Below are 16,569 nucleotides of genomic sequence, written 5' to 3'. Positions count from 1 at the left end.
GCGCCACCGTCGTCGCCCGGACGGATGAGGATGCGGGACCGACGTCATCCCGAAGAATGACATCGGACCTGCATCCGCGAGTCAGATCTTCTTCTGCCACGCACCGGCGTACGACACCGGCACGAATCCGATCGCCTCGTTGATGCTCAGCATCGGCCGGTTCTCCTCTGCGTTGAACGTGGAGACGACCGGCGACGAGGGCATCAGCTCCCGCCAGCGGAGCAGATTCGCGCACTTCACGATCATGCCCAGCCGGTGTCCGCGGTGCTCCTTCGAGACCAGGGTCCCGAACTGGTGGGTGACGCTGGAACGATCGGCCGAGATGAGCAGTTCGTTGTACGCGACCAGCTCACCGCTCGGCACGTGCTCGACCGCGACGACCGAGACCGCCTGACCCGCACCGGTGAGCTGCGCCTCGCGCCGGACGACGCGCTCGGCATCCCACTCCTCTGCGACGAAGTCCATCTCGCCGCTCGGGGCATCCGTCGACAGCCGGGCCAGCACCCGCGCGAAGCCGTTGCGAAGCTCGGGTGGCGTGGGCAGCATCCATTCGACGATCCGATAGTCCTCGCCGGCGACGGACTGCGCGTCCGTCAAGGCACGACGCAGCGGCCCGGCATCGGCCTGCAGATCGAACTCGCTGTTGCGCTCGACCTGCTCCAGAGTGAAACCGTGCGCCTCGAGAAGGTCGGTCAGGCCGATCGCCGGGATGCGTCCCCAGCCGGTGCGGGGAACGAGCATCCGATCGGTCTCCTCGGGGCGGTGCAATGACCAGACCTGCAGAACGCTGCGCCCGTGCGAGCGCGCTTCGTCTTCCGCTCGTGCGAGCAGCGCGTCCTCGACCCCGTGCCCCCAGTGCTCGGCGGGGACCAGCAGGTCGATCTCTGCGGCGTGCGCCTCGGCCTCCTGCGCGAACGACACGGTGACCATGCCGACGATCTCTCCCTCGGCGCGAGCGACGAATCCGGTCTGCAGCGTGTCGGTGTTGTCGTGCCACGCGGGCAGCATCTGCGCGGCATCCGGCGCGAGGTCGGGCAGTCCGACGGCCTCGTCGCAGATGCGCCGGTTGAGTTCGCCGTAGGCCAGGAACTCGGCGGCGTCGGCGTCGTCCAGCGAACGCGGGACGACGAGCGGGCTGATCGTCAGGGTGAGTGTGTTCATGACAGTTCTTTCTTCCATGCGCCTTCGTACGCGGTGGGGGTGAAGCCCATGGCCTCGTTGATGGAGAGCATCGGCCGGTTCTCCTCGGCGTTGTAGGTGATCACGCTCGGCGATCGGGGCGCGATCTCCGGCCACGCGAGTAGGGCAGCGCACTTCACCAGTTGGCCCAGTCGATGACCGCGATGCTCCCGCAGCACGAGGGTGTCCTCCTGATGCGTGACATCTTCCGGGTCCGCACCGATCGCCAGCTCCGAGAACGCGCACAGGTCTCCCGTGGCGATGTGCTCGGCAGCCGTCACGAGCATCGTCCGGCCCATCTCGGCCAGGCGCTGCTCGCTCTCGGTCAGGCGCGCGACGTCCCATTTCTCCTCGTCGGTCTCGAGCCCCGCAGCGGGTGCATCGGTGGACATGCGGGACTTCATCCAGGCGTAGCCCGGGGCACGCTCCACGGGGGTCGGCAGCATCCACTGCACGATGCGGTACTCGCCCGATGCGGTGCGCGCCTCCGCGAGCAGCTCTTCCGCGCGCGCCCGTGTGTGGGGCGTCAGCTCGAGATGACTCACGCGGTAGACCTGTTCGAGAGCGAACCCGTGCCGCAGCAGGAAGCGCGCGACGTGATCACGCGGAACGCTGCCGAATCCTGTCGGCGCCTCGATACGTGGCCCGTCGCTCTGCGGCTGCTCGAGCCACTCCTGAAGGACCGAGCGTCCGTGCTGCCGTGCGACGGCCTCGAGGTGGGGGAGCACGGCGCTCCCGATGCCGCGTCCCCACACCTCGCGGCGCAGCTCGATCGAGACGATGGCGACGCGCGAGCCCTCCTCCTGCGGGATGTTCACGATCGCGCGACCGATGATCTCGTCGCCGAGGCGCACAGCCCAGACGACCGTCGTGCGATCGGGACGCGACCGCAGCACCGGGAGCAGGGCCCCCGGCGTGAGGTCGTCTTCGTTGCGGCCGGTGATCTGTTGATAGACGAGATTGCGGACGCGGGCGAGCTCTCGGAACTCGCCCGCGTCCGCTGCATCCGCCCGCGCGGGGAGCACGAACGGATGCGGGTAGCGCCTGCGGTGAGCGGGATGGTCGTCATGATGAGATCTCCGTTCAGCGCATGCTGCGCTGCAGGTCGTACGTCAGCAGAGCGTACGATTCCGCCGGGGAGCGGTGGCGCTCCCCGAGCAGCAGCGGTTCAGCGGGAGCGATGTACAGGTTCCGGCGTTCGCGCCGAGGACGCTGCGCTCTCTGGAACAGCCAGAGGCCGATCCGGAGAGAGAGACGATCGGCGAGACGGAGCCTGCGCAGTTCGTCAGGGCGGGGGATGTGGAGGACCTGCTGGTCCTCGATATCGGGCGGGTGGGCGATGCCGCGATGCAGCGTGGTGTTCACGATGATTCCTTCGAGATGAATGGTGGAGATGGGTGCGGAAGCTCCGGCGCAGGACCGCGGATGCGGTCGGGGGAGGGAGCGGAAGCGGGCCACGAATGCGACCGCGGAGGACGCGGCGCCGAGGTGGCGGGAATCCGTGATCCGGGATCGGATCAGAGGGGGAGCGCGGGTGAACCGTCGAGACAGAAGACCCAGTACGGGCCCGGATTCTCGGAAGCGGTGCTAACCGATCACGCTGGAACGGTCGCCGAAGGCTACCGATGGCGCGAGGCGCGGCGCAGAGTGCGCGAGCGCGGCGAGGCCTGTGGCCTGAGCGTTGAGCTGAGTGAACATCATGGGTAACCTCCTTTCGTGTGGCGATCCGGACGTTACGGTAGCGAACGTTCACAGGAGACGTCAAGCATATTCACGGTCATCGGCGTGTCGCGTGAGGCACGGGTTCAGCCCTTGACCGCGCGGGATCATGGCCGTTCCGCGGGATTCCGGTAGCGTAGCCGCGTGATTCTCCCCGGACGAGTGGTGCCCGCATGCATCTGAAGAGCCTGACGCTCAAGGGGTTCAAGTCGTTCGCCCAGCCGACCAGTTTCGTGTTCGAACCCGGAGTCACATGCATCGTCGGCCCGAACGGGTCAGGGAAGTCCAACGTCGTCGACGCGCTCGCCTGGGTGATGGGTGAGCAGGGCGCCAAGACGCTGCGCGGCGGCAAGATGGAGGACGTCATCTTCGCCGGCACGTCAACGCGCGGTCCGCTCGGCCGTGCCGAGGTGCAGCTGACGATCGACAACGCCGACGGCGCGCTTCCGATCGAGTACGCCGAGGTGACGATCAGCCGCACGCTCTTCCGCAACGGCTCGAGCGAGTATGCGATCAACGGCGACAGCTGCCGGCTCCTCGATGTGCAGGAACTGCTGAGCGACTCCGGCCTCGGCCGGGAGATGCATGTCATCGTCGGTCAGGGCCGGCTCGACACGGTGCTGCAGGCATCGCCGGAGGACCGTCGCGGTTTCATCGAGGAGGCAGCCGGAATCCTCAAGCACCGCCGGCGCAAGGAGAAGACCCTCCGCAAACTCGACGCTATGGAGGCGAATCTCACGCGGCTCAGCGATCTCGCCGGCGAGATCCGACGTCAGCTCAAGCCGCTCGGCCGTCAGGCCGAGATCGCTCGCGAGGCGCAGACCATCGCGGCCGTGGTGCGCGACGCGAAGGCGCGGATCTTCGCCGACGACGTCGTCGCCCTCCGCACGGCTCTCGCCGATCACACGCGCACCGAGCACGAACGCCACACCGAGCGACTCGTGCTCTCCGACCAGGCCGAGACGGTACGCACGAGCATCGCCCGGCTCGAGCAGAACCAGAACTCCGTCGCCGTCGATCAAGCCAGAGGCGTCGCCTTCGGCCTCGAGCAGGTGCAGGAGCGGATGCGCGGTCTGTACACGCTGGCGAATCAGCGCCTCGCGCTCCTAGGGTCCGAGGAGGACGATGCCGCAGTCACCGCGGTGACGGTGACGCAGAGCACGATCGACGAGGCGAAAGAAGAGATCGATCTGATCTCCGCCGGACTCGGCGACGCGCAGGATGCTGTGGTGGCAGCGAGCCGCGAGGTGATGCAGGCGCGGGCCGAACTCGACACTCTCGATGTGGACATCGCCGAGCAGAGCGCTCTGGTCTCGGCGTACGACATGCGACTCTCGACGCTGCGCGGAACGGCGGATGCCGCGGCATCCGCTCTCGCCGCCGTTCGAGGAGCCGTCCTCCGGCAGGAGAACGCCCTGGAGGCGGCGAACGAGCGACGCCGCGAGGCGACGGAGGCACTCGAGGCGATCGACGACGCCGAGGCTCCGGAGGGGACCGCTGCCGAGCATGCGGCCGCGTACGACAGTGCGCAGCGGGCATCGACGACCGCAGAGGCCGAGCGTGAGGCTCTGCGCGAGCGCCTGCACGCCGCGGAGCGCGAGGTCGACTCGCTCACGGCGAAGGCTGCGGCGCTGAGCAGCGCGCTGGCGCTGTCGAGCGGTGCCGCGGAGATCGTGAAGGCCGGTGGTCCCGGCATCCGAGGTCTCGTCGGCGACGCCGTGCAGGTGCGCTCCGGGTTCGAAGCGGCGATCGCCGCCGTGCTCGGTCCGCTCGCGGAGGGCGTGCTCATCGATACGGCAGCGGATGCCTTCGCCCTGGCCGACGAGGCCGCGGCGCAGCGACGTGGTGTCGTCGACTTCGTGGTGGCGGATGCTCTTCGCCCGGCCATCGACCTGCCGTCCGTCGAGGGCGTCACCCCGGCGATCGAGACTGTCACCGCGCCGGACGGCATCCTCGGCGTTCTCTCGCACGTGCTCATCTCGGCCGACCTCGAGGCGGCGCGCGCCGCGCGAGCGGCCCTGGATGCCGTCGGCGACACGACCACCACCATCGTCACGATCGGCGGTGACGTGGTCACCGCGCAGACGCTGCGCACCGGCTCCGGCGGTGAGCGATCCCGTCTGGAACTGGCGGCGGAACGCGATGCGGCCCGAGAGCGGCTCGCTGAGATCCAGATCGTCGTCGATTCGTTGCGGGAAGCGCGCGAGGAGGCGAACGAGACGGTCGAGACGACGCGACGACACGCGAAGGATGCTCTGCGAGCTCTGCGCGAGCACGACGCAGCGCTCGCGAGTCATGCGGAGCAGGTGAACCGCATCACCGTGCGCCACGAGTCCGCTGTCGCCGAGTGCGAACGGCTGGAGTCGGGACTCGCCCAGGCGCAGGCCGCGGTCGCGGATGCCGAGGCCAAGGCGCAGGCCGCCAAGGAAGAGGTCGTGGCCGCGATCGCCGCGCCGCGACCCGTGCTCGATGCGACCGCACGCGACGGCCTGCTCGACGCGCTGGAGGCGGCGCGTGAGGACGAGGTCCGCGCCCGGCTCGAGATCGAGACGCTCCGGGAGCGTGTGCGCGCCGCCCAGGCGCGGGTCACGAGCCTCGAGCGTCAGCGTGAGCAGGAACGGGATGCCGCAGCCGAGGCGGCCCGCAGGTCCGTCATCCGCCGCGCGCAGCGGGAGGCCGCATCCGGTGTCGCGGCGGAGCTGCCGCGCATCCTGGATTCGCTCGACAGATCCGTCACAGAGGCGCGCATCGCGCTGGGCGAGGCGGAGGCCGCCCGGTCGGCGCAGAACGAGGAGCTCGTGGCGCTGCGCACCCAGGAGACGTCGCTGCGCGAGCGTCTGGCTGGTCTGACGGAAAGCGTGCACGGTCTCGAGCTCCAGATCCACGAGAAGAAGCTGCACCTCAACAGCCTGCTCGAGCGAGTGTCTTCGGAGCTCGCTCTCGACGAAGATATTCTCGTTGCGGAATATGGGCCTGACCAGCTCGTTCCGCGCGATCCGGGGGCTGAGGCGGTCGACGGCGAACTCGTCGACGACACCGCGATCCCCTACGACCGACGGATCCAACAGCGACGTCTCGCGGAGTCGGAGCGAAAGCTCGCCCAGCTGGGGCGAGTGAATCCGCTGGCCCTCGAGGAGTTCGCGGCCCTGGAACAACGCCACGCCTTCCTGACGGAACAGCTGGCCGATCTCACCCAGACTCGCCAGGACCTGCTGACGATCATCGGCGACTTGGACGAGCGGATGCAGACGATCTTCGCCAGCGCCTTCGAAGACACGAAGGAAGCCTTCGGGCAGGTGTTCCCACTGCTCTTCCCGGGTGGTGTCGGGAGCATCTCTCTGACCGACCCCGACAACATGCTGACAACCGGGATCGAAGTCTCGGTGCGGCCGGTCGGCAAGAAGATCGAGCGGTTGTCGCTGCTCTCGGGAGGCGAGCGGTCGCTCGCGGCCGTCGCGCTTCTGGTCGCGATCTTCAAGGCGCGCCCGAGTCCGTTCTACATCCTCGACGAGGTGGAGGCGGCGCTCGACGACGCCAACCTCGGACGCCTTCTGAGCGTGTTCGAACAGCTGCGGGAGAGTTCGCAGCTGCTGGTCATCACGCACCAGAAGCGCACGATGGAGATCGCCGACGCCCTGTACGGCGTTTCGATGCGTCAGGACGGCGTCTCTGCCGTCGTGGGCCAGCGGGTCGGCGACCGCGCCGCCGCCGCGAGCTGACTCTCAGCTGAGAGACCGTTCGAAGCGCTCCACGACGGCGGGGAACGACTCGAGGTCCTGCGGTCGGTGCTGGGCGCCCGGGAGAACGACGTGCCGAGCACCTGTGGCGACGAGGACCTGGGCGATCGCCTCGTACTCGGCGTTCCACCCGCCGGTGACCGCCAAGGTCGGGATCCCACGTAGCGTCCGTTCTCTCACACCGTGCCCCCAGGGGACGTTCGTGCTCGCCCACCGCTCGGCGAGGGCCCGCTCGTCGTCCCAGTGTGTCGGATCGAAGTGTCCGCCGAACATCAGCGGACGCAGGATGGCCCAGAACCCACGGAGCTCACCGCCGGATGCCAGGTCTCGCGCCTCGGTGACGATGGCGATGTGGCGCTCGATCGCCGCGTCGCCGCGCGCGAGATCGTAGAGCGCAGGCTCGACGAGGACGAGCCCGGCGATGTTGAGCCGGTCCGCTGCCAGCACCGCACTGACCGCGCCGATCGAGTGCGCGAAGATCAGTATGCTGCGGTCCCGGTCTCTGTCGACGAGAGCCTTCACCTGATCCCTGACCGCCGTGTCCGCGGGGAATGAGAGGAACTCCGCAGCGGAGTCGGTCGCATGCGGCCAGGCATCCGTGCCTCGGCGTCCGCCGCTGTGGATGTACAGACGATCGAAGTCCTGCGCGCGGATCATCCCCGGATGGTACCCGTAGGCTGGAGACATGGCGGATAAGTCCTGGTCTCTCGGTCGCGCGCTGCGCGGCATGTTCGTCAAGCCCACCATCGACGAGACGACCTGGGAGGACCTGGAGACCGCGCTCATCACGGCGGACTTCGGCCCCGACATCAGTGAGCGGGTCGTCGAGGAACTTCGCGAGAAGGTCGATCGCTTCCGTACGACCGATCCCAAAGATCTGCAGCGGATGCTGCGTGAGACGCTCGAGGAGCACTTCGCCAAGTTCGACACCACGCTGAAGCTCACCGAGCGCCCCGCCGTCGTGCTCGTCGTCGGCGTCAACGGCGTCGGGAAGACGACGACCATCGGCAAGTTCACGAAGTTCCTGCGCGGTTATCAACGCAGCGTCGTGGTCGGGGCCGCCGACACCTTCCGCGCCGCCGCAGTCGATCAGCTGGCCACGTGGGCGCAGCGCGGGGGAGCGGCGATCGTCCGCCCGCAGCAGGAGGGTCAGGATCCGGCATCCGTCGCCTTCCAGACGATCGATTACGCGAAGCGCGAGGGCATCGAGATCGCGATCATCGACACGGCCGGCCGTCTGCACACCAAGGGCGGACTGATGGACGAGCTCGGCAAGATCCGCCGCGTCATCGAGAAGCAGGCGCCGATCAGCGAGGTCCTGCTGGTCCTCGACGCCACCACCGGGCAGAACGGCGTGCTGCAGGCCGAGTCGTTCCTGGAGCACGCCGGGGTCACCGGCCTCGTGATCACGAAGCTCGACGGCTCCGCCAAGGGCGGCTTCGTGCTCGCCGTGCAGGAGCGCACCGGCATCCCGGTCAAGCTTCTCGGACAGGGCGAAGGCATCGACGATCTGACCGGTTTCACCCCCCATGTGTTCGTCCAGTCGCTCGTCGGTTGAGGACAGGGCTACCGCAGTGAGCACGAGGCTGGTTTCATAGCGTTATGGCGATCGAACACGACTACTTCGGACTCCTCTCGTCAGGACCCGACGGCTCGATCTTCTGGTCGGAGACCGTGGAGCTCGGCGACCAGAGCGTCACCGTGGATCTGACGGCTCCGGACCAGGACGACGTGTCCGCTGACGCGCTCGACATCGCCGCATCGCTCATCGCAGGACTCGAGAGCGTCGATGACACCGCGCGCCGCGGCATGCTCTCCGAGGTGGACGATCGCACGAGTGAGGTGACGGAGTACATCCTCCAGCAGCAGGAGACCTACGGGGACGATCTGCCCGATGTGCTCGTCGACGTCTCCGGAGATCCGGCAGTCGACATCATCCGCTCGCTCCGCCTCATGAGCATGACGATCCTCGCCGACGAGCACGGAGGCTCGGAGCCGTTCGCCGTTCTCGAGTATGCGCTGGACGACAGCTCGACCGATGATGTGCTGCTGGTGAACCTCGGGTCCGACGGCAGCGTGCAGTCGGTGATGAGCGCCGACTGACCCGGTCTCCGCGACGCGCTCAGACCGCCTGAGCGAACCCCAGGTCGGCGCTCTCAGCGATGTGCGAGAGGTGGGGAGGGATCTCCCGCCTCTTCGAGATCATCGACTGAGCCCACAGCCGGCCGGCGCGGTAGGACGAGCGCACGAGCGGTCCGGCGAGCACCCCGAGGAACCCGATGCGCTCGGCCTCCTCTTTGAACTCGACGAACTCCGCGGGCTTGACCCAGCGCGAGACCGGGAGATGGCGTGGCGTCGGCCGGAGGTACTGCGTGATCGTGATGATGTCGCAGCCCGCATCGTGCAGATCCTGCAGCGCCTGGACGACCTCTTCCGGCTCTTCGCCCATGCCGAGGATGAGGTTGGACTTGGTGATGAGACCGGCGTTGCGGCCCTGGGTGAGCACGTCGAGCGACCGCTCGTAGCGGAACGCCGGCCGGATTCGCTTGAAGATGCGCGGCACGGTCTCGACGTTGTGCGCGAACACCTCGGGACGCGCGTCGAAGATCTGGCCGAGGAAGGCGGGATCCGCGTTGTGCTCGTTCGCGAGCAGCTCCACGCCGGTGTTCGGGTTGAGCTCGTGGATCCTGCGAACGGTCTCGGCGTTGAGCCAGGCCCCCGTGTCGGGCAGGTCGTCCCGCGCGACGCTCGTCACCGTGGCGTACCGGAGTCCCATCTTCTGCACGCTCTCCGCGACGCGCCGCGGCTCGTCGGTGTCGTAGGCGTCGGGCTTGCCGGTGTCGATCTGGCAGAAGTCGCAGCGCCGGGTGCACTGCGAGCCGCCGATGAGGAAGGTCGCCTCGCGATCCTCCCAGCATTCGAAGATGTTCGGGCAGCCGGCTTCCTGGCACACCGTGTGCAGGTCTTCGCTCTTCACGAGGGAGTGCAGCGCGGTGTACTCCGGCCCCATCTTCGCCTTCGTCTTGATCCATTCCGGCTTGCGTTCGATCGGCGTCTCCGCATTGCGGATCTCGAGTCGCAGAAGCTTGCGGCCCTCGGGTGCGGCGGTCATGCGCGTACTCCTGCGAAGTCGGTTCCTGCGTAGTCGGTGGTGAAGGCGGAGATCACGGCCTCGACGATGTCCGCGGGGGTGATGGTCTTGCCGACCGCCTCGCTCACCGTCGTGACGCCCGCGTCGGTGATGCCGCACGGGATGATGCCGCGGAAGCCCGCCAGTGAGTTGTCGCAGTTGATCGCGAATCCGTGCATCGTGACGCCCTGCTGGACGCGGACGCCGATGGCCGCGAGTTTGTCCTCCGAGAGCGGACGACGCACCCACACTCCGCTTCGACCGTCGACCTGATATCCGTCCACCCCGAACGGCTTCAGCACGTCGATCAGCAGACGTTCGAGCCGGCGGACGTGCGCGACGACATCCATCGGCTCAGGAAGCCGGACGACTGGGTAGCCGACCAGCTGCCCCGGTCCGTGCCAGGTGATCTTGCCGCCGCGGTCGACGTCGATCACCGGCGTTCCGTCCTGCGGCCGCTCCTGAGGCTCGGTGCGCTTGCCGGCCGTGTACACTGCCTCGTGCTCCAAGAGGATGAGCGTGTCGGGACGGGTGCCGTCGACGACGTCGGCGTGGACGCGACGCTGCAGCTCCCAGCCTTCGGTGTATGGAACGGGATTCGGGGCGAATCCGGGGGTGAGGATGTCGAGCATGCTCGTGGCCACCTTCGTGAGGTAATTGGATGCGGTCTAAGAATACTCCCCATGAGCGATCGTGGGGGCACCGCGCCGTGTCGGGCGGTACCGTGAGAGTCATGAAGTCCACCGGTCGGGCAGGTCGCCCCAAGGCGTCGTCGCGGGAGACGCTGGCGGAAGCCGCCTGCGAGCTCTTCCTCGAGCGCGGGTACGACAGGACATCGGTCGCCGACATCACCCAGCGGGCCGGGGTCAGCCGCTCGAGCTTCTTCAACTACTTCACGTCGAAGAGCGACGTGCTGTGGTCGGGCGTCGATGAGCGGGTCGGCCACGCGACCGCAGCACTCGAGAACCTCGGCACGGCGGCGGACCGCGACGCCGTGCAGGACATTCTGCTCCTGGTCGTGCGGGACTTCGCACCCGATCCGCTGGCTCTCGCGCTCCGCAACTCGGCAGCGATGGGACTACAGGACGAGCTCGTACGGGACACGGGGCTGCGCCTCGCTCGACTCTCGGCTGCCGTCTCCCGCGCGGCCAGTGCATCCGGAGTGGACGTCATCCGGGCCGACATCCTGGGCGCGGCGTACGCGGCCGCCGTCCTGTCATCCCTGCGTGTCTGGGCGGAACACGGCGCCGGACGTGGGACACCCGAGGCCGTGCTCCTCGACGCCCTCGGGACCATTCACGATCTTCCCTGGGCGATCTGAGCGCGGAGCGGACGAAGCGGGCGTTGCCGGACATGTCATGAGTGAACCCACCCCCGAGGAGGAACTCATGAACAGGGATCAGCTCGACGAACTGCTGGATGCGTCGGCACCGGCCGCGCACTCGCTCGAGGCGAGAGAGGTGCGCGCCATGGTCGCCGAGGCGCGAGCGCAGTCGACCGTCCCGAAGCGCCGGCGGCGAGTCGCGCTCCTTTCGGGTGCGTTGGCGGTACTGCTCGCAGGCGGCGCTGGGGTGGCGACGGCCGCCGGGGACTGGCTCTGGAGTGACGGGCTGGAGAACCCTGATCGCAGCTACACCTACACCTCGCCGACCTGGGGTCAGTGCGAGATCCGGTTCAGCGGCCTCGACACCCACAACATCTTCACGCAGGCGAACGTGGATGCGATCGTCGACGAGTGGTTCGCGACGACCGATGTGGAAGCTGCCGCGGCGCCGTTCGTCGACAACCACTTGGCGGTGGTGGAGAAGTCGCAGGAAGCCGACCCGGAGGTGCAGAACGACCCGCGTGCTGCGGATCTGGCCGCGTGGACGGCTCACGAGCAGGCGCTGAGTGAGGCGCTCTACATCGAGCTGGGAGAGCACGGCTTCGACTCCGGCAACCTCGCGGGATCGGAGGCGCACAGTCAAGTGCACTGCGATGGAGAGGACTGGGGCGGCGAAGGCGGAACGCCGTGAGCCGTACCGAGGAGCCGCTCACCCGTGTATTGATGCACAGCAGCGGTGACATCCTGAACTATCTCGCTCGGCGCGTCGGACACGACGACGCGCCCGACCTGCTCGGCGAGACGATGGTCGTCGCCTGGCGTCGCGTCCGCGAGCTTCCCGACGACCCCGAGCGCGCGCGGATGTGGCTTTTCGGCATCGCTCGCGGGACACTGCAGAATCACGCGCGGGGCGAGCGCCGCCGGTGGGCGTTGGCCGATCGCATCCGCCTGCACGCGCGCACGGAAGCGTCATCCCCTGCTTCGGATGCCGGTTCCGAGGTGCGGGATGCCTTCGCGCGCCTTGATCCCGACCTCGCCGAACTGGTGCGTCTGGTGCACTGGGACGGGTTCTCGCTGACGGATGCGGCCGAGCTGCTCGGCATCCCCGCATCCACGGCGCGCGGTCGGTACCAACGGGCGAAGAGCGACCTCCGCGCCGCGCTGAGCATGGAGGCTCCGCTCGCGTAGAATCGACAGCACCATGGCTACCTTTGGCACGCTCTCCGATCGGCTCACCGAGACCTTCCGCAACCTTCGCACGAAGGGGAAGCTCACCGCGGCCGACGTCGACGGCACGGTGCGAGAGATCCGTCGCGCGCTGCTCGACGCCGACGTCGCTCTCGTCGTGGTGAAGGACTTCACCGCCAAGGTTCGAGAGCGCGCTCTCGGCGACGAGGTGAGCAAGGCACTCAACCCGGCGCAGCAGGTCGTGCAGATCGTCAACGAGGAACTCGTGCAGATCCTCGGTGGCGAGCAGCGTCGTCTGCAGTTCGCGAAGACCGCGCCGACGGTGATCATGCTCGCCGGCCTCCAGGGTTCCGGTAAGACGACCTTCGCGGGCAAGCTCGCCAAGCAGCTCGAAGGCGAGGGGCACACGCCGCTGCTCGTCGCCGCCGACCTGCAGCGCCCGAACGCCGTCAACCAGCTCCAGGTCGTGGCTCAGCAGGCGGGTGCTGCGGTCTACGCTCCCGAGCCCGGCAACGGCGTGGGCGACCCCGTCAAGGTGTCGCGCGACGGCGTCGAGCATGCCCGTCGTCAGCAGCACGACGTCGTCATCATCGACACGGCAGGTCGCCTGGGTGTCGACGCCGAGCTCATGAAGCAGGCCGCTGACATCCGCAAGGCCGTCAACCCCGACGAGGTCCTGTTCGTCATCGACGCGATGATCGGTCAGGACGCGGTGAACACGGCGAAGGCCTTCCAGGAGGGCGTCGACTTCACCGGTGTCGTGCTGTCGAAGCTCGACGGCGACGCGCGCGGTGGTGCTGCTCTCTCGGTGGCATCCGTCACGGGCCGTCCGATCATCTTCGCGTCGACCGGCGAGCGCCTCGAAGACCTCGAGCCGTTCCACCCCGACCGCATGGCGAGCCGCATCCTCGACCTCGGCGACATCCTCACCCTCATCGAGCAGGCCCAGCAGGCCTTCGACGAGGAAGAGGCCACGAAGATGGCCGAGAAGATCGCGAACGAGGCCTTCACCCTCGAGGATTTCCTCGACCAGCTTCAGCAGATGAAGAAGATGGGCTCGATGAAGAAGATGCTCGGGATGCTCCCGGGCATGGGGCAGATGAAGCAGCAGCTCGAGGACTTCGACGAGCGCGAGATCGATCGCACCGAGGCCATCATCCGGTCGATGACTCCGGGGGAGCGGCGCAACCCGAAGGTGCTCAACGGCTCGCGTCGTCTTCGCATCGCCCGCGGATCCGGCATGACCGTGACCGACGTCAACCAGCTCGTGCAGCGCTTCGAGCAGGCCGCCAAGATGATGAAGACCGTCGCACGCGGCGGGACCCCGAACATCCCGGGCATGGGGGCGGTTCCCGGAATGGGTCGCCCCGGCGCCTCGTCGAAGCGGGGCAAGAAGGGCAAGTCGTCGGGCGGCTCGCGGTCGGGCAACCCGGCCAAGCGCGCGGCCGAGAACGCCGGCATCGCCTCGACGACCGCACCGACCGGTTCCGGCTTCGGCCTCGGTGGCGGCGCCGCGGCTCAAGCCCCGAGCGAAGCGGATCTCGCCGAGATCCAGAAGCTGTTCGGCAAGGGCTGAGCGAACCGAGGGCCGACTCGGGCGTGAAGGCACCGCCCAGTGTCAACCGCGCCCCCTCACGATTCTCGGGAGCCACGAAGGTCCCCGACCCGACGCTCGCCGATATTCCGCGTCACTGCGGATCTCATCGAGTGCGCCGCGATACCGTGACGGCTGCGCGCTCGGGCCGAAGAGATACTCCGGCTGACGATCGCTGAGAGAGAGTGTCGCGTGGGACTTCTGAACTTCGGTAAGAAGAAGCGAGCGAGCGAGTTCGACCCCGATCTCGACGATCTGACGATCGAGGAGGCGGATCTCCTCCGCCGCACGTTCGCGCAGCGGTGGCCGGCATCCGAGGGAACGATCACGCTCCACGGTGAGTACGCCGAAAGCTCCTCCGGTGCCCAGTACGGCTTGTACAACCTGTCGCGTGCCGTGAAGCTGGAACCACAGGAGAACTGGCCGCAGGTCATCGAGCGCCACATCTCAGGCGTGCTGAGCCGTAGGGATGAGCCGAAGGACAACGATCTGTCCGATGACGAGGTCCTGTCGCTCGTGAAGGCCCGTCTCATCCCGAGCTCCTACCTCCCTGACACCCACAAACAGCACTTCACCTATCGGTACGTCGTCGCAGAGGGCCTGGAGGCCATCTTGATGCTCGACTACCCCGAGTCCGCGACCGCCCTCCCCGACGGTGTCGTCAGCCGCTTCGACGCGGAGGCCCTGTGGACGGCGGGTATCGCCGCCCTCGCCCAAGAGGCGACCGACGAGGCCTTCACGATGAACGCCGGTTCGGGGCAGTTCCTGATCGTCTCCACCGAGTCATTGTTCACGGCGAGCCATGCTCTCGACTTCCCCTCGTTCCTGCCGCGTTTCGGAGTGTCCGAAGCGCCTCGCGGAGTGTTGTTCGCCGTGCCCTCGCGCCACCACCTCGTGTTCCATGTCGTGGAGGGGCCGAATGCCCTCACTGTCGCGAGCGACATGCGGGGCTTCGCGCAGAAGGTCTTCGGCGACCACCCCGGTGAGATCTCTCGGGAGGTCTTCTACTGGGGCGCTTCCGGCTACGAGAAGATCACCTCCGTGGATGCGGACGACCAGCTGACAGTCGACGGCACCGGAGCCTTCTTCGATGCGATCAACCGCGTATAGCTGAACGTGAAAGGCGGGCCCGGAGCAGCGCTCCGAGCCCGCCTCCTGGCGAAACGTCGTTACTTCACGTCTTCGTCGACCCAGTCCATCGACTTCGTGACGGCCTTGCGCCACAGTCGCAGCTGGCGGTCGCGCTCACCGGCCTCCATCGACGGCTCCCAGCGCTTGTCTTCCTGCCAGTTGGCGGACAGGTCGTCGAGGCCGTTCCAGAAGCCCACCGCGAGGCCCGCGGCGTACGCCGCGCCCAGCGCCGTGGTTTCCGCGACGACCGGGCGAACCACCGGAACGCCCAGCACGTCGGCCTGGAACTGCATGAGCGCGTCGTTCGCGACCATGCCGCCGTCGACCTTCAGCTCGGTGAGGTCCACACCGGCGTCGGCGTTGACCGCGTCGAGAACATCGCGCGTCTGGAACGCGACGGCCTCGAGGGCGGCGCGAGCGATGTGGTTCTTGTTCGCGTAGCGGGTGAGTCCGACGATCGCGCCGCGGGCGTCCGGGCGCCAGTACGGCGCGAACAGACCGGAGAACGCGGGCACGATGTAGACGCCGCCGTTGTCCTCGACCTGCTCGGCCAGCTTCTCGACCTCGGGGGCCGAGGAGATGATGCCGAGCTGGTCGCGCAGCCACTGGATCAGCGATCCGGTGACGGCGATCGAACCTTCGAGCGCATAGTGCGTCGGGCCGTCGCCGAGCTTGTAGCCGACGGTGGTGAGCAGCCCGTTCTTCGAGTGGACGATCTCCTCGCCCGTGTTGAAGATCAGGAAGCAGCCCGTGCCGTAGGTGTTCTTGCTCTCACCGGTCTGGAATGCCGCCTGGCCGAACGTCGCCGCCTGCTGGTCGCCGAGGATGCCGGCGATCGGGGTCTCGCGCAGCAGCGACGAGTCCTCAGCATTGCCATAGACCTCGGACGAGGAACGGATCTCCGGCATCATCGAGCGCGGCACGCCGAACACCTCGAGGATGTCGTCGCGCCATTCGAGCGTCTCCAGATCCATGAACATCGTGCGCGAGGCGTTGGTGACGTCGGTCGCATGTACGCCGCCGTCGACGCCACCGGTGAGGTTCCAGAGAACCCAGCTGTCGGTGGTGCCGAAGGCCAGATCTCCGGCCTCCGCCTTCTCGCGGGCGCCTTCCACGTTCTCCAGGATCCAGGCGATCTTCGTGCCGGAGAAGTACGTCGCCAGCGGCAGGCCGACGATGTCCTTGAAGCGGTCGCCGCCGCCGTCCGCCGAGAGGCGGTCGACGATCTCCTGGGTGCGCGTGTCCTGCCAGACGATGGCGTTGTAGACGGGCTTGCCGGTCGTCCGGTCCCACACCACCGCGGTCTCGCGCTGGTTGGTGATGCCGATCGCAGCGATGTCGTGACGCGTGAGGTCGGCGCGGCTCAGTGCGAGCCCGATGACCTCCTGAACGTTGCGCCAGATCTCGGCAGCGTCGTGCTCGACCCAGCCGGCCTTCGGCAGGATCTGCTCGTGCTCCTTCTGCCCCGACTCGATGATGCTGCCCTTCTTGTCGAAGATGATGGCGCGGCTCGAGGTCGTTCCCTGGTCGATGGCGATGATGTAGTCAGCCACTGTGCTTCTCCTTT

Annotated in this window: 15 protein-coding genes; 8 read left to right on the top strand and 7 right to left on the bottom strand. The window is 67.7% G+C overall.

Going from position 1 to position 16,569, the window contains the following annotated elements; genetic code table 11:
- Nucleotides 1-81 precede the first annotated feature (81 nt).
- Genes RS85_RS15160 through RS85_RS15150 form a run of 3 tightly spaced genes read right to left on the bottom strand, consistent with a single transcriptional unit; the run spans nucleotide 82 to nucleotide 2,544 of the window.
- Nucleotides 82-1,161: a GNAT family N-acetyltransferase gene (locus RS85_RS15160; RefSeq protein ID WP_046014311.1), complete on the bottom strand. Its 1,080-nt coding sequence runs from the start codon at nucleotides 1,159-1,161 to the stop codon at nucleotides 82-84.
- Nucleotides 1,158-2,204 (bottom strand): GNAT family N-acetyltransferase, encoded by a 1,047-nt coding sequence (locus RS85_RS15155; protein WP_046014310.1) that lies wholly within the window; start codon nucleotides 2,202-2,204, stop codon nucleotides 1,158-1,160. Before RS85_RS15155 ends, RS85_RS15160 begins: the two co-directional genes overlap by 4 nt.
- Nucleotides 2,205-2,262: 58 nt before the next feature.
- On the bottom strand, nucleotides 2,263-2,544 hold the full coding sequence (locus tag RS85_RS15150; protein WP_046014309.1) for a hypothetical protein: 282 nt from the start codon (nucleotides 2,542-2,544) through the stop codon (nucleotides 2,263-2,265).
- A 527-nt stretch (nucleotides 2,545-3,071) separates the two neighbouring features.
- Between RS85_RS15150 and smc the strand changes: the two genes are divergently transcribed.
- Complete coding sequence (gene smc, locus RS85_RS15145; protein WP_046014308.1) at nucleotides 3,072-6,617, top strand: chromosome segregation protein SMC; 3,546 nt, start codon at nucleotides 3,072-3,074, stop codon at nucleotides 6,615-6,617.
- 3 nt (nucleotides 6,618-6,620) lie between these two features.
- Here smc and RS85_RS15140 read toward each other — a convergent pair whose 3' ends face one another.
- A complete protein-coding gene (locus tag RS85_RS15140) occupies nucleotides 6,621-7,292 on the bottom strand; it encodes an alpha/beta fold hydrolase (RefSeq protein WP_160298637.1) in 672 nt (223 codons plus the stop codon).
- 28 nt (nucleotides 7,293-7,320) lie between these two features.
- Here RS85_RS15140 and ftsY point away from each other — a divergent pair, with 28 nt between their 5' ends.
- Together ftsY and RS85_RS15130 are read left to right on the top strand one after the other, a co-directional pair.
- Nucleotides 7,321-8,193, top strand: a complete 873-nt coding sequence (gene ftsY, locus RS85_RS15135; RefSeq protein WP_046014306.1) for a signal recognition particle-docking protein FtsY — start codon at nucleotides 7,321-7,323, stop codon at nucleotides 8,191-8,193.
- Between the two features lie 44 nt (nucleotides 8,194-8,237).
- Nucleotides 8,238-8,738, top strand: a complete 501-nt coding sequence (locus RS85_RS15130; RefSeq protein ID WP_046014305.1) for a DUF2004 domain-containing protein — start codon at nucleotides 8,238-8,240, stop codon at nucleotides 8,736-8,738.
- A 19-nt stretch (nucleotides 8,739-8,757) separates the two neighbouring features.
- Here RS85_RS15130 and lipA read toward each other — a convergent pair whose 3' ends face one another.
- Nucleotides 8,758-9,747: a lipoyl synthase gene (gene lipA / locus RS85_RS15125; protein WP_046014304.1), complete on the bottom strand. Its 990-nt coding sequence runs from the start codon at nucleotides 9,745-9,747 to the stop codon at nucleotides 8,758-8,760.
- Nucleotides 9,744-10,409 carry a lipoyl(octanoyl) transferase LipB gene (gene lipB, locus RS85_RS15120; RefSeq protein WP_268748010.1) on the bottom strand — a complete coding sequence of 222 codons (666 nt, stop codon included), beginning with the start codon at nucleotides 10,407-10,409 and terminating at the stop codon, nucleotides 9,744-9,746. Before lipB ends, lipA begins: the two co-directional genes overlap by 4 nt.
- 89 nt (nucleotides 10,410-10,498) lie before the next feature.
- Between lipB and RS85_RS15115 the strand changes: the two genes are divergently transcribed.
- The 5 genes from RS85_RS15115 to RS85_RS15095 all read left to right on the top strand — a co-directional run bounded on the left by RS85_RS15115 (nucleotide 10,499) and on the right by RS85_RS15095 (nucleotide 14,981).
- A complete protein-coding gene (locus RS85_RS15115) occupies nucleotides 10,499-11,086 on the top strand; it encodes a TetR/AcrR family transcriptional regulator (protein ID WP_046014302.1) in 588 nt (195 codons plus the stop codon).
- A gap of 37 nt (nucleotides 11,087-11,123) precedes the next feature.
- A complete protein-coding gene (locus RS85_RS15110; protein WP_046014301.1) occupies nucleotides 11,124-11,780 on the top strand; it encodes a hypothetical protein in 657 nt (218 codons plus the stop codon).
- Nucleotides 11,777-12,277 (top strand): RNA polymerase sigma factor, encoded by a 501-nt coding sequence (locus RS85_RS15105; RefSeq protein WP_082087653.1) that lies wholly within the window; start codon nucleotides 11,777-11,779, stop codon nucleotides 12,275-12,277. Before RS85_RS15110 ends, RS85_RS15105 begins: the two co-directional genes overlap by 4 nt.
- Before the next feature lie 13 nt (nucleotides 12,278-12,290).
- On the top strand, nucleotides 12,291-13,853 hold the full coding sequence (gene ffh, locus RS85_RS15100; RefSeq protein ID WP_046014299.1) for a signal recognition particle protein: 1,563 nt from the start codon (nucleotides 12,291-12,293) through the stop codon (nucleotides 13,851-13,853).
- Between the two features lie 210 nt (nucleotides 13,854-14,063).
- On the top strand, nucleotides 14,064-14,981 hold the full coding sequence (locus RS85_RS15095) for a hypothetical protein (RefSeq protein ID WP_046014298.1): 918 nt from the start codon (nucleotides 14,064-14,066) through the stop codon (nucleotides 14,979-14,981).
- Nucleotides 14,982-15,040: 59 nt separating this feature from the next.
- Here the strand turns inward: RS85_RS15095 and glpK are convergent, their stop codons facing one another.
- Nucleotides 15,041-16,555 carry a glycerol kinase GlpK gene (gene glpK, locus RS85_RS15090; protein WP_046014297.1) on the bottom strand — a complete coding sequence of 505 codons (1,515 nt, stop codon included), beginning with the start codon at nucleotides 16,553-16,555 and terminating at the stop codon, nucleotides 15,041-15,043.
- Between the last annotated feature and the right edge of the window lie 14 nt (nucleotides 16,556-16,569).

The organism is Microbacterium sp. SA39 (genome assembly GCF_000967865.1).
Taxonomy (GTDB): Bacteria; Actinomycetota; Actinomycetes; order Actinomycetales; family Microbacteriaceae; genus Microbacterium.
This window is presented reverse-complemented; position numbering and strand designations above follow the sequence as displayed.